Here is a 13,301-nt window from a genome sequence, read left to right on the forward strand (position 1 = left end):
GAAAATGGAGCAGGTGCTGAAGAGACCCCCCTGGTGGGCGTGGTTTTCCCTGATGGGACTGGAGATTCCTTCTGCAGCCATTGCATGGGCTTTTGCCGTCAGCCAGTCCCATCTGGTGGTAGTCTCCACCCCCTGGCTGTACCAATTCCTCTTTGTGGCCGTCTGGTGCGTCAACATGCTGGACCGGGTGCTTAAAATATTCCGGGGAGGCCCTGCGGCATACTCGGATGAATGCCTGCTGTTTGCCAAAAAGCACTGCTTCGTCATCTCCCTGCTCATTGTGGTGGCGGCCGTGACGGGGCTGTGGATCATGTTCTTCCAACTGGGCGTGGTCATCTTCCAGTTTGCCCTGCTTCCGGGTATTTGCAGCCTGCTCTTCCTCTACTTTTCCTCCAATCCGCACAAAAAGGGGAGCCTGTCCTCCGGATTCGTCATGGCATCATTCTTTGCCGCCGTCTCCTTTTCTACGGGAGCGGGAATCCCTGCCTACTTCTATGGAACGATGGGCGGAGGCTGGGGCGGCCAGCTGTCCACGCCCACCTGGTATCTCGTCGCTCTGGTCATCCTCAGCATGTTCAGCCGCAAACGGTGGAATGAAGAAGAGGAGGAAGACGGGCAGGACTCCGCCGCCCGGGACATGGTTTCCCTGGTCTGGATGGGGGTGATTGTGATCTACGTCGTCTTCTGCCTGGCCGCCGCCGCCCGGGAATACACCGGTGACGCGTGGATCTATTACGGGCTGGCCATGGCGGGGGTATTCATGTTCGTGCTGGACAGGTTGAAAAAGAACATGCCCCCTCTCCTGCTGTACACCCTCTCCTGGGTGGCGCTGATCTTTCCGCTGTTGCTGAGCGGTATTCTGGCTCAGGCTTCCTCCTGATTGACAGGGAAGAACTTCCTTGGGCCGGACACGGCAAAACGCAGGAAAATTGGAAAAATGATATTTTGTGGTTGCAATACCGGAGATGCGGTGCTAGATTCTGCCCCGCAAACACGTTCTGCGTGCAAGCAAGTGGCTCGGTAGCTCAGTCGGTAGAGCAGGGGATTGAAAATCCCCGTGTCGGCGGTTCGATCCCGTCCCGAGCCACCATTTTTTCTCCCAATTTTTTAATCCCTTTTTTATACGGGAAGTAGCTCAGCCTGGTGGAGCGCCTGCTTTGGGAGCAGGATGTCGCAGGTTCGAATCCTGTCTTCCCGACCACTTTTTACTCCCAGTAATGGGAAAAACCAGGGAGAGTCTTGAATATTCCAAAATAAGGAGGGAAATAATTTTTGACTTTTTAATTTGATTTCCACATAATAGCAAATATCAGAAGAACTACTGTTGCTGATAAGCCCTATTTTAGTTTTTTGTTGTAGAAATTAGTAGAATTTCATCCGATGAATATGAGATTCACGGCATTTCTGAAGCTATTGGGATTAATGGTCTCAACTTTGCTTGCATTATGTTCCTTCTCTCTTGGGGTGGAAAATTTCTCCAACCTTCCTCCTTGTCCCGGAAGCAGGATAACGGATGCTTTAGTGGATTCTTCAGGTATTTTATGGGCTTCAACCCAGGGTGAGGGATTATTCTACTTGGAGCTGGATAAAAAGGTCTGGAAAAAGGCAGGAACAGCGGCAGATTTTCCAGATACTGAAAATTTCTATGCCCTGGCTGAAGATGCCCAGGGAAGAATATGGGTGGGAACAGACCGTTGGGGAGTGTGTATTTGGAATGGCAAACAATGGAAAACATACACCCGTAAGACGACATTGCCGGGTGGCCGTGTTTTTGACATTAGCGTCTCTTCTGCAACAGGGGATGTTGCCGTAGCAACCTCGGGAGGCATTGCTATTTATTCCCCTTTGACGGATTCATGGAAGGATGTCACGCGGGCCGATGGCTTGCCTGAAGATCAAGTTTCAGCACTAGCCTTTGATAGGTCGGGAGATTTGTGGGTAGGCTTCTTAACGGCAGGAATGGCCCGGATGACTCTTAAGGATGAATACAAGACCTGTGAGTTTTTTCAGTCAAAATGGCATTCGGATGATGCACGCAAGCTTTCGCAACCTCCGGTTCTTTTCGGTGCAGGGCTGCCGTCAAATTTGTGCAATACCATGGCTGCCAATGGTAATTCCGTATTTGTGGGCACAACGTCAGGACTGGGAATAAAACGCGGTGACAAAGAGATTTTTATCCGGGGAATGGATGCCGTGGAAAAACTGAAAGCGAAGGGAATTATGAAATCTTCCCAAGGTAAATTGAGGCCTCTTCCCGAAGATTATGTGACGAGCCTTTATCCCGTAAAGGAAGGAGTGTGGATAGGCTTCCGCAATCAAGTTCCCATCTTGCTTAATCCGGCAAATATGCAATATGAAAGTTCTGTGAACACTAAATTGGCAGAGAAAAAAAAGGGAGGCACAGTCAGTTGTTTTGTTGATCTTCCTGATGGGACTGTTTTAGCTGGAGTTTTTGGAGAAGGGTTTCGGGTCGTTGGAAAAACAACAGCCAGTAAAAAGAAAAGACGTCGTCTTGGAGATGAAATCAAACATCCAAAAATTTTTTCCATTCCAGATGATCAGGCATGGCATAATTCTTTGAACCAGTTTCAATCTCTGCCGCTTGGCGAAAGGCCTTATGGTATTTGTTTTGCCTGTGATGATTGGGAAACACAGGGCGACTGGTGCAACAGATATGGACGCCATTTTTCCTTAAGACGTTCGGCAAAAAAGTCATGGGGAAATATCATGCATCGTTTTGATCAACGAAAGGATTTCCGAGGCTATTTGTATGACGCCAGAGTAACTCTCGGGCCGAGGAAGAAAATCAAAGATGCCTGGATATCGGGGAAATTCTATGAAGAAAATGCAGCGTCCCGAATTTGTCTGTACAACATCAACGATGCGACCCGTCCCTGTTCCGAATGGAGTGATCAGGGTTATATGCACGGTACCTTTTTTGATGGTCCAGACTTATGGGTTCTTGTACGCGTTCCTGCTGGTAAAAATGAAATTTCCCTCTACTTCAACCAACCCTTATCCAATGACATTTCACGCTATGATCGGGATTACCTGATCGAAGCTCGTTTTGTCGAATCTCGTTTGCCTCAGGAGGTTCTGATTCAAAGGAATGGGAAAAAATCGGAAAATATTGTAAACCTTGAACTAACCCGTATCATGTCGCTTCCTGTTATGGTCCGTACGAGATGCCGGGATTTCGGGAATAATGGAGTATATAAAAATTTTTATACGGACCGGGCCGGATTCTATTTTTTAAGAATTTCCAGAAATGGCTCTAAAGAGGCGACTTTTGGTGGTGTTTTTCTGAATGCATGTCTGGAAAGCGGCTATCAGAATGCCAGGATGCCTTCCCCTCCGGAACTTACTTCCATAAAAAATGCTGATGTTCCGGAAAATCTACTGAAAGCTTGGAGCAACTGTTTTGTGAAACGGGCCGATTCTCCATTTCATCTTCGCCTTTCCCAAAAATTACTGCTTTATACGTTTAGGAAACTATGGAATGAGGCTTCAGTTCCCGGTCCATTGAAAGAAAACTGGAAGTGGCATCTAAAGATCTGGGATGAAGGCGATATCAAGAAATTTGAACAAAAGATGCTTGAGACATGGTCAACGGAGCAAATGAAGGATTCTTATTATCGCTCCAGCTATAAATTCCCCAACAGTCCCAATGTCATTGATTTTACTCCCCAGGAAATCAGAATGATGGATAGATGGAAAGTTGATTGGAAACAATTTATCATTGGAACAAAGCAATACAGTGAATCAAATGTAAATAAAATGAGATTACGGCTGAATGAATATTTTAATCGATAAAAGACATATGAGTATATTGCGGTATTATTATATTGTTCTAATTGCCTGTTCTCTGATTCTGCAAGCGAGTTGGGCGAGCGGGGAGCCGGGAGGTAAAATCAAGGTGGATCCTCAGTCACTTCCCATATGTACTATAGAAGAAGCAGAAGGAGAGGATCCAGAAGATGAGAACAGCAATAAATATGCCATTTTTGAACCAGAGAAAATCAAGGAGTATAAAGCTAAGGGGCAATTCACTGTTGTTGTCGTGGAGCCGCCGCAGCCGCATGCAGGATACGAATTGGACGAAGAGAAAAAGTACGAATGGACCGTTACGGAAAAGTTGGAAGTCAAAAATGGAGATCAGGACACTTGTACTGTCCATTCGTCTAACAAGGAACAGTGGGGAAAAGTGATCACGGTAAAATGCAAGATGAGTTTTTATGAGACTAAAAACGGACAGAAAAAACATTTGACTGATCTTGAAGCCGCACACAAATTATTAACTCCAAGCCTCCTAATCCATCAAATAAGTTTCAATCACGTACAGGGTAAGCATGACAAGGATGCTATGGATTTATTAAAAACTTATAAAGGGAAAATCATAGATGTCCCGGAAGCAACTTTTGATAAGAATGGCAAAGCAACGAAATCGGAACCTTTTCTCTATATTGGCGGTAAAAAACCTGATCTAAAAATTAAAGCGGAAGTAAAACCTGGAATCATAAAGAAAGCGAAGGTAAAGACAAAGGGTGAGGGAAAAGTTTCGAAAAATTTCCTCCCAGAACTGGATGAACAGGAATTTGATAACAACACAGAATTTGAAATTCCTTTCAAAGATAATATTGATTCCAAATTGAATAAAGGAAATCAACAATGGACTTGGAGATTAACAGAGATTCAAGGAACTGCTCTTACTAACGAGACAATTGTTTTTGAAACAACAGTTAGGAATGGGTATGTCCTGTTTAGTGAACCACTCAAATCGCCGTGGGATATGAATGACAATAAGAAAAAACCATGGATTAAAGCGCTAGATGTAGTAATAGAAGGTTCAGGGAATATAGGGCTTGATAAAAATTCATCAGATTCAATCATAAAAAATATTACTAATTATACTTTTAGCAAGATGGGGTGGACTTATGATACGGTGAGGGGAGCACCAAAGTATACTCCATCACTTGGTACTATTAATCTGGATTCCTATCTTGAGAAGAACAATGGGAATGTAGTCAATTGTTACGACCAATGCTTTTCTCTAACTGCTCTCGTTAGATTGCTTGGAATCAACGTCGAAGGAAATTATCAGGAACCTTTTGGGAATATATTAACTGTCAATTTAATAGGAGTGGGTTCTTGTAATAATCCTTTTTATAAAAATCCTCGCCTTCCCGCAGCTCTTGCGGTTCCAGTCATTCTGAAAACAAATCCCTATTATCAGTATAGGACCGGATTTGGTAATCATGCATATGTCGTATTCGATGTAAGTTTATTTGGTTCTTCGTTTAAATTTATTTATGATGCCTGTGCCGGACCAGTAGTTGGTGATAGTTCTAATTCCTATCAAAAAAGCACGATAGAAAATCCACCTGTTCCGCCTAATAGTAGAATATTTAAAACAGAGTTCTCATGAAAAATATATTGATTATACTATTTACAATATCATGTACTTCCGTTTCATTATTTGCAACGGAGTCTATGCCTTTGATGACAGTAGCTGCGGAAAAAAATAGATCTTCCATGCAAAGCATAAGATTGCATGGGCTAAAAGACTTGGAAAATACTTCCTTTCATTTTGGAAGTAAAAAGTTAACAGATCAGGCGCCTGATCTCAAAAAAATCCTCCATGGATTAAAAGTGAGAAACGGTATTTTTTTTGTTACCTCCGATTCATGGAATCCTATTCTCTATTGCAATCAACATGGACATATAAATGGATCGATGGATGTCAGATACTCCACCAGTGTTTTCGGCATACGGACTGATATGATTATTTTTGAAGGAGCTTCATTCAATTATTGGTCCATGCCTTCCATTTATAAGGAAATAGTGTTAAGCGACGATTGCTGGGTTATGACCAAAGGTGATGATATTCTTTGTTTTACGTTTAAAAACGCTGGATTGGCGTTCAAGGGATTTACCGATCCGGCTACTTTTGTTACCCCCGAAACGGTAAAGACGAGATATGCCTCTACGCGTGAAATGCTGCCTGTACTTAAAGCATTGTCTCTCGTTCTGGATGGGAAAGCGCCGGCTGTTTATGATTTTGATTTAGCCCAAGAAAAATTAATGGAATTCAACCGATCTATCAAACAGCGGGACCGTAGGGCCAGAGAAGTATCCAAACTCCGTTGGCAAAAAGAAGAGAAGCAGCGGGAAGAACGAAAAAAACTTGCTCCCGACTATGGCATTCCCGGAAAGTTTCCTTTTAGCGTTCGTGGGGAATCTGATTTATCGGAAGGTTTAAAGTGGAAAAACTTTGATACATATTTCTCATCTCTTTCGCTTTCTCCCGACAAGAAGGTTATTTTGCCCAATCCCGATCAGGGTGCTATCAATCAGGCATGGTTGAAGACTGTTTGGAAGAAGGGAGACGTGGATGTGGTGGATGAACAGGAAAACGGCGTGGTTGCGCGCCTTCATACGGAAGGGAAAGACGATGACAAGAGCGATATTTGGCTTTTTGTCGGCTATTGCCAGTCTCAGTCTGCGGCCATGAACGAGCTGTATTCACGGCGTTTTCAGAAAACCCCGGACAGGCCTGAACAATGGTCTTGGGATGACGAAATAGCAACAGTGGTCGTCAATCCGTTCAAACTGGGAGATTACAGTTTGGGAAGGCAGGGGGTATTGGGCGATTTTGGCGGAATTATTCCGTCGAGCAACGAGTCGTCCCTCTTTTTCGTGAACGGTAATACGGTAGTAGCCCTTGTTTCCATGGATCCGTCTTGTTCTGTTCTTTCCCTAACAGAGCAAATTGATAAGAGGCTTGAAGCAGTCAGGAAAAACAAATAAATGTTGAACCGTATATGGAACCTGAATAATGTTATCTTGAGAAGAAATCCTGGAGGTGCAGTATTCCGGAGTTTTTTTAGTTCATAAAACCAGATATGGGGGGTCTTCGCCTCTTGTGCCCGGTCTATTTTTCAACGTGCTTTTTTATTGCTTTTGGGAGGCATTCCCGTGTTGAGGGAGATTCTCTTTGTTGATATCATGGAGAAAGCCGATTTTTTACTTGAGCTTCGGAGGGAGGCAAGCAGAGTGAATATATGAAGCAGAGTCAGCAAAAAACAGCCTCCTTTTCCTGGCTGGCGGGGTTGAGGTGGTCATTTGCCGGGTATGTGGTAGGGACGCTTTTTGCGGCGGGGGCAGGGGCGCTGGATTTTCCCATGCTGGCGCGGGCCATGCTTTTGGCGGCGGCGGTTTGTTTTGTCGTGTCTCTTGTTTGTGCGGGGGCGTGTATCCGGAGCAGCAAAGCGGCCCGCTGGTACTTACTTCTTGTACTCGTGATGATTATGATCGCGCTGCTGTTCGGGCGTGAAAATATTAATTAGTCATTTGTATATGTTTTGATTGACCGAGTGTGCACTGATATATAATTTCCGATCATGTTCCTTCGATTATTATCAAGTTTCTCTCTCATGGCCGGCATGACTCTGGTCGCCCAGGCGAACGCCCAGCCTTATCCGGATTCCGATTCCTCAGACGGTTATGATACCGGCTATTATGCGGAAGCTTATTCCGGAGGCTACAATAGCTCTCCGGCTCCTACGGGGGAGAACGCCTCCAAGCCCGTTTTTCCCACGCAGTCCTATTTTGAGCTGCTTGGCCCCATGGATTCCAGAAACGGACATGGGAGCGTGAACATACAGAATTGGATGACGGACCTGAATTTGTGCCGGATGTCCAGCGGTTCCTGGGGCTTTTCCTCCACGGCCGCCCTTCGTTTGAGCTGGTTCAACGGAGAAGGCGCGCGCGAGATGGATGTGGATGAGCTGTACACGATTTGGCTGAATGTGACAGCGTCTTACAAGCTCAGGGGGAAGACGAGCCTGGTTTTCGGCGTAACGCCGCAGATTTCCACGGATTTCGATACCTGGACGACCCATAATTTGTTTTTCGGCGGCCATGCCCTTCTCGCAGGTCCCTTGAATGACCGGTTCAGCTATGGTATCGGCGTCGGCTGTTATCCGCAGCTGGGAGATTTTCCCCTCCTTCCCCTTATCCAGTTTGAATGGAAGGCAACGAATAATTGGACCCTTCAACTGGAAGGAGCCCGGCTTTCCTATATCAACAAGGTCAGCGACGGCCTGACGTGGGGGCCTTTCGTTTCCGTGGTGTCCGGCACCTGGACGATTCACCATGACCGCCGCGTCCGCCAGTTCGAGTGGATTTCCGGCGTCGCCGGCGTGGGCGCCGACGTAGGCCTGGGACACTGGGGCAGCGTTCGTCCCAGACTGGTGGCGGACGTCGGTTTTTCCTTTGGGAACTCCGGCACCATCAAGACCAGCAACGGGAGCCATGAGCTGGAGAAGTACCATTACGATCCCGGTTTCTACCTGCGCGCGGGATTGCAGTTTGAGTTTTGATCGGCCAACAGGATTAGCGAATACATAACAAAGGCCCCCGGAGCATTCAGCGCTCCGGGGGCTTTTCTGCAAATGGGGCGTTTGGAGCCGGAATTATTCCCGGCAGCGGTCAGGCTTCTTCAATGGAGGGCCTGCCCACGGAATGGTACTCAAATCCAACGGCCCGGATGTTGGCCGGAGAGAGGATGTTCCTTCCGTCAAAGATGATGCGGTTGCGCATGACGTCCGCCAGCTTTTGCAGGTCCGCATTCGCGTATTCGCTCCATTCCGTGGCGATGATCAGCACTTCCGCATCCCGGGCGCATTCGTACATGTCTTCCTCCAGCGTAACGCCCAGCGGTTCCAGGATTGGGGCGGCGGTGTGCATGGCCTTGGGGTCCGTGGCGGTGACGATGGCTCCTTCCCTGCGGAGCTTTTCACACAGCTTGAGGGCGATGGATTCCCGGATGTCGTCCGTGTTCTGCTTGAAGGCCAGGCCCCAGACGGCTATTTTTTTATCCTTGAGCACCCACAGACGGTCCCTGATCTGGTCCAGGAAGTGGATGTGCTGGGTGTCATTGATATGTTCCACTTCCTCCAGCAGGGTGAAGGGAATGCCCAGCGTGCGGCTGATGTTGATGAAGGCTTTGACGTCCTTCGGGAAGCAGGAGCCCCCGTAGCCCAGTCCCGCGTTGAGGAAGTGGCGGGAGATTCGCTTGTCCATGCCGATGCCTTCCGCCACCAGTTCCACGTCCGCTCCCGTTTTTTCGCAGACCTTGGCGACGGCATTGATGTAGGAAATTTTCAGGGCCAGGAAGGAGTTGGCGGCGTGCTTGATGAGCTCCGCAGAGTTGACGTCCGTTTCCAGAATGGGCGCGTGGATGGGCTGGTAGACGCGCTTGATGACGTCCATGGCGCGTTCCGAGTTGGCGCCGATGACGATGCGGTCGGGATGCAGCAGGTCGTCCACCGCGCATCCCTCCCTCAGGAATTCAGGGTTGGAAACGATGTCGAATTGCACGTCCGTTCCTGCATAGCGCTTGATGGTCTGGCGGACTTTTTCACCGGTTTTGACGGGTACGGTGGATTTGTCCACAATGACCTTGTAACCCATTTCCGGTTTCAGCACCTGGGCGATTTCCCGCGCCACTTTTTCAATGTAGGTCAGGTCCACGGAGCCGTCCGTATTGGGCGGCGTGGGCACGGCAATGAAGATGACTTCGCTTTCCGCAATGGAATCAGCAATGGAGGGGGAAAATTCCAGCCGTCCGACGGCCACGTTTTTTTTCACGAGTTCTTCCAGCTTGGGCTCGTAAATGGGAATGGACCCGGATTGGAGGGTGCGTATTTTTTCCGCGTTATTGTCCACACAGATGACGTGGTGGCCCATTTCCGCAAAACAGGTGCCCGTGGTAAGCCCCACGTAGCCACTGCCGATGATCGTTAAATTCATGGTATCAGTGCAAATATATGGTAAAAACTTGGTTGATTTAAAGGATAAGGCCTGCAGGGCTGATGTTCAAGCATAATGGGGAAGAGGATTTTTTCTGTCAAAATAAAAAGTTCCTGATTGAGCGCCGTTCTTCCCTGTGCTATAACCGGGACCAGACAGAAAAGATCTGTTTATTTTAATTTGAACGTTATGAAAACACCTATCACCGTTACCGTTACAGGAGCCGCCGGCCAAATTGCCTATTCCCTGCTGTTCCGTATTGCTTCCGGCAGCATGCTGGGACCGGACCAGCCGATCAACCTGCGCCTGCTGGAAATTCCCCCGGCCATGAATGCTCTGGAAGGGGTGGTAATGGAACTGCGTGATGCCGCGTTCCCGCTGGTCAATGAAATCGTTCCCACCTCTGATCCGGATGAAGCCTTCGCCGGCGCCAACTGGTGCCTTCTGGTAGGCTCCGTGCCCCGCAAGGCCGGTATGGAACGCAAGGACCTGCTGGACATCAACGGCAAGGTGTTCATCGGCCAGGGCCAGGCCATCGCCCGCAGCGCCGCCAAGGACGTGCGCGTGCTGGTTGTAGGCAACCCCTGCAATACGAATGCCCTGATCGCCATGCACAATGCGAGCGGCGTTCCCGCCGACCGTTTCTTCGCCATGACCCGCCTGGATGAAAACCGCGCCAAGAGCCAGCTTGCTGAAAAGGCTGGCGTCCATGTGACGGAAGTGACCAACATGACCATCTGGGGCAACCATTCCTCCACCCAGTACCCGGACTTCACGAACGCCAAGATCGGCGGCAAGCCCGTGACGGAAGTCATCAAGGATACGGAATGGCTCAAGGGTGATTTCATCACCACCGTGCAGCAGCGCGGTGCCGCCATCATCAAGGCCCGCGGCGCTTCTTCCGCCGCCTCCGCCGCCTCCGCCGCCGTGGATACCGTCCGCAGCCTGGCTACCCAGACGCCGGAAGGCGACTGGTATTCCGTGGCCGTGTGCTCCGATGGCTCCTACGGCATTGAAAAGGGCCTCATCTGCTCCTTTCCGGTCCGCACCACCAAGGACGGCGGCTGGGAAATCGTGCAGGGCCTGCCGATCAACGCGTTCTCCCAGGAAAAGATTGACGCCACCGTCAATGAACTGAAGGAAGAACGTGACGCCGTTTCCTCTCTGTTGAAGCATTAAAGTTGATTTGCTCTTGCGCCGGGCTTCCCGTTTTCGGGGAGCCCGGTTTTTTTGTGCCTTGAAAGCTCCGTAAGCCTCATTTTCTGCGGGACAGAAGTTTTCCCCCGTGTTAAAAAGAAAGATGGATGCAGCATCCGCTTATTTATGGACCAAGACCGCATATTATACCGGGGTGAGGCCTTTACACTGACCGGAAATTCCGTGCGCCAGGATGCCGCGCATTGGGCGGAGGTGCAGCCGGACGGCCAGGTGAAGACCATGAAGAACGGCCGTTATTCCGAATGGCGCGTTCTGCCGGAGGCCGGGAATGCCCCGCATTACCGGGGAAGCTTTGAAGTGCTCAATAAGGCCTACAGCCTGGCGCTTAACGAGGCCGGCTCCCTGCTCAATGAAGAAGGGACGTTCCGGACGGGAGCCAACTGGCCCACCGTGTGGACCCGGGATATTTCCTACGCCACTCATCTGGGGCTGGGGTTGTGGAATGTCCATGCCTGCATGAAGAGCCTGAATGCCCGGGTGCGGAACGGGGAGGTGGAGCAGGATACCGGCACGGGCGGTTCCTGGCCCATTTCCTCTGACCGCGTGGTGTGGGGAATGGCCGCCTGGGAGGTTTACTGCCTGACGGGGGACGCCGGCTGGCTGGCCCGTTCCTGCCGCGTGCTGGAAAAGACGTGCATGCGGGATGAACAGGTGCTTGCGGCTACCGGCGGCCTGGTGAAAGGGGAGTCATCTTTCCTGGACTGGCGGGAACAGAGTTACCCGGCGTGGATGACTTCCGCGGACATCGGGGATTCATGCAGCCTTTCCACCATGGTTCTGCATGCGGAGGCCCGCAAGGTTCTGGCACGGATGTTCCGGGAACTGGGGCTGGAGGAGAAGGCGCGGGAATGGGAGGAAAAAAGCGTCTCCCTGTCCGCCGTCATCGAGCGGTTTTTCCGGATTCCGGAGCATGCCCTGTACGGGCAGTACCTGTATGGCCGGGGCTACCCCGTGCTGTCGGAAAAGGTGGATTCCCTGGGCAATCTGCTTTGCGTGCTTCTGGGGCAGGCTCACGGTCCGCATGCCGCCGGAATGGTAGCCGTCCTCCCCCATTGCGTGTACGGCATTCCCTGTTTCCATCCCCAGATGCCGGACGGCGTGCCGCCTTACCACAACCGTGCCATGTGGCCGTTCCTGGAGGGCTATTACGCGCAGGCCGCCGCCGCGGTGGAGAATGAGTCCGCCCTGGCCCTGGCGTTCGCCTGCATGGTGCGCGCCGCCCTGCTGTGTGGAACGAACAAGGAGAACGTGCTTCTGGAAACGGGCCTGGATGAAGGGCTGCTGCTCAGTTCGGACAGCCAGCTCTGGAGCATTGCCGGGATGCTGGGCAGTTTTTACAAGGGGTTGTTCGGCATCCGCCTTCAGCCGGATTCCATGGAGTTCCGCCCCTGTGTTCCGGAGTCTTTTGAGGGAGTTCATGAACTGGCCGGGCTGGAATACCGCGGCATGACGGTGGATGTGCGCTTGCGCGGCCACGGGCGCCGGATAGCGCGGTGCCTGGTCAACGGGCAGGAGGCTCCCCCCGTGCTTTCTCCGGGCATGAAGGGCCGCGTGTTCGTGGAACTGGAGCTGGTTGCCGCAGAAGAAGGGGCGGGGCAGGTGAATCTGGCCCACATGGGCGGCAGCCTGGAGGCTCCGGAGTGGAAGGCGGCCCGCCATGGAATCGCCTGGGAGGCCGTGGCCGGAGCGGATTATTACCGTGTTTACCGGAACGGCATTCCCGTGTCCCAGACGGAGTATTGCCATTACATGCCTGCCCCCAGCCGGGGGGACGTGTCTTTCCAGGTGATGGCGGTCGCTCTGGACGGCAGGGAGTCTTATCTGAATGAACCCAATGACTATCCTTCCGCGGATGCCCGCATGGAGACGCGCCCCTGCGGGCTGAGCGGGGATGAAGTCTGGTTTTCCCGCGTTACGGAGTCTCCGGACGCCCTGTGCTATAATGTCAACATAGACAAGCCCGGCGTGTACCGGGTGGACGCCTTTTTCGCGAACGGCACTTTTGACGTTTCAGACGGGAACACCTGCGCCCTGCGCAGCCTGTATCTGGACGGGCGGCGCGCGGGCACGCTGGCTTTTCCCCATACGTCACGCTCCGGCAACTGGGAGCATTTCATTTATTCCACGGCGGTGGAGGTGGTGATGACGCCCGGTCCCTGCCGCGTGGAAGTGGTGTACGACTCTTTTTCCGAGAATATGAACCGTCTGGTGAATGATATGGTGATAAAACACCTCCGGTTTACCCGTATATCCTGACATCGGTTCATGGA

At 50.8% G+C, this 13,301-nt stretch carries 9 protein-coding genes and 2 tRNA genes; 10 read left to right on the forward strand and 1 reads right to left on the reverse strand.

The features are described 5' to 3' along the window. Positions 1 to 13 precede the first annotated feature (13 nt). The 8 genes from J5W70_RS07735 to J5W70_RS07770 all read left to right on the forward strand — a co-directional run bounded on the left by J5W70_RS07735 (position 14) and on the right by J5W70_RS07770 (position 8,381). Positions 14 to 880, forward strand: a complete 867-nt coding sequence (locus J5W70_RS07735) for a hypothetical protein (RefSeq protein ID WP_146018163.1) — start codon at positions 14 to 16, stop codon at positions 878 to 880. Between the two features lie 134 nt (positions 881 to 1,014). Beyond that, positions 1,015 to 1,090, forward strand: a tRNA-Phe gene (locus J5W70_RS07740). Positions 1,091 to 1,124: 34 nt separating this feature from the next. After that, a tRNA-Pro gene (locus J5W70_RS07745) sits at positions 1,125 to 1,201 on the forward strand. Between the two features lie 179 nt (positions 1,202 to 1,380). After that, positions 1,381 to 3,813, forward strand: coding sequence for a ligand-binding sensor domain-containing protein (locus J5W70_RS07750; RefSeq protein WP_215832697.1), 2,433 nt, complete (start codon positions 1,381 to 1,383; stop codon positions 3,811 to 3,813). Continuing rightward, positions 3,794 to 5,425, forward strand: a complete 1,632-nt coding sequence (locus J5W70_RS07755) for a hypothetical protein (protein ID WP_215832698.1) — start codon at positions 3,794 to 3,796, stop codon at positions 5,423 to 5,425. The genes J5W70_RS07750 and J5W70_RS07755 overlap by 20 nt, the downstream gene beginning before the upstream one ends. Continuing rightward, a complete protein-coding gene (locus tag J5W70_RS07760) occupies positions 5,422 to 6,807 on the forward strand; it encodes a hypothetical protein (RefSeq protein ID WP_146021176.1) in 1,386 nt (461 codons plus the stop codon). The genes J5W70_RS07755 and J5W70_RS07760 overlap by 4 nt, the downstream gene beginning before the upstream one ends. Before the next feature lie 254 nt (positions 6,808 to 7,061). Continuing rightward, positions 7,062 to 7,346 (forward strand): hypothetical protein, encoded by a 285-nt coding sequence (locus J5W70_RS07765; protein WP_022396213.1) that lies wholly within the window; start codon positions 7,062 to 7,064, stop codon positions 7,344 to 7,346. A 54-nt stretch (positions 7,347 to 7,400) separates the two neighbouring features. Beyond that, a complete protein-coding gene (locus tag J5W70_RS07770; protein WP_240454296.1) occupies positions 7,401 to 8,381 on the forward strand; it encodes an Amuc_1434 family mucin 2-degrading aspartic protease in 981 nt (326 codons plus the stop codon). Between the two features lie 109 nt (positions 8,382 to 8,490). Here the strand turns inward: J5W70_RS07770 and J5W70_RS07775 are convergent, their stop codons facing one another. Further along, on the reverse strand, positions 8,491 to 9,813 hold the full coding sequence (locus J5W70_RS07775; RefSeq protein ID WP_022396211.1) for a UDP-glucose dehydrogenase family protein: 1,323 nt from the start codon (positions 9,811 to 9,813) through the stop codon (positions 8,491 to 8,493). A 189-nt stretch (positions 9,814 to 10,002) separates the two neighbouring features. Here J5W70_RS07775 and J5W70_RS07780 point away from each other — a divergent pair, with 189 nt between their 5' ends. Then, positions 10,003 to 10,992 carry a malate dehydrogenase gene (locus J5W70_RS07780; protein ID WP_022396209.1) on the forward strand — a complete coding sequence of 330 codons (990 nt, stop codon included), beginning with the start codon at positions 10,003 to 10,005 and terminating at the stop codon, positions 10,990 to 10,992. A 144-nt stretch (positions 10,993 to 11,136) separates the two neighbouring features. Continuing rightward, entirely contained in the window at positions 11,137 to 13,287 is a 2,151-nt protein-coding gene (locus J5W70_RS07785) for a hypothetical protein (protein WP_022396208.1), read from the forward strand. Positions 13,288 to 13,301 lie beyond the last annotated feature (14 nt).

This window comes from Akkermansia massiliensis, assembly GCF_018847375.1.
GTDB classification, from domain to species: Bacteria; Verrucomicrobiota; Verrucomicrobiia; order Verrucomicrobiales; family Akkermansiaceae; genus Akkermansia; species Akkermansia massiliensis.

Coding starts and splice junctions, on each gene's coding strand:
- J5W70_RS07750 (WP_215832697.1), top strand. CDS start 1,381: ATGAATATGAGATTCACGGCATTTCTGAAGCTATTGGGATTAATGGTC.
- J5W70_RS07755 (WP_215832698.1), top strand. CDS start 3,794: ATGAATATTTTAATCGATAAAAGACATATGAGTATATTGCGGTATTAT.
- J5W70_RS07760 (WP_146021176.1), top strand. CDS start 5,422: ATGAAAAATATATTGATTATACTATTTACAATATCATGTACTTCCGTT.
- J5W70_RS07765 (WP_022396213.1), top strand. CDS start 7,062: ATGAAGCAGAGTCAGCAAAAAACAGCCTCCTTTTCCTGGCTGGCGGGG.
- J5W70_RS07770 (WP_240454296.1), top strand. CDS start 7,401: ATGTTCCTTCGATTATTATCAAGTTTCTCTCTCATGGCCGGCATGACT.
- J5W70_RS07775 (WP_022396211.1), bottom strand. CDS start 9,813: ATGAATTTAACGATCATCGGCAGTGGCTACGTGGGGCTTACCACGGGC.
- J5W70_RS07780 (WP_022396209.1), top strand. CDS start 10,003: ATGAAAACACCTATCACCGTTACCGTTACAGGAGCCGCCGGCCAAATT.
- J5W70_RS07785 (WP_022396208.1), top strand. CDS start 11,137: ATGGACCAAGACCGCATATTATACCGGGGTGAGGCCTTTACACTGACC.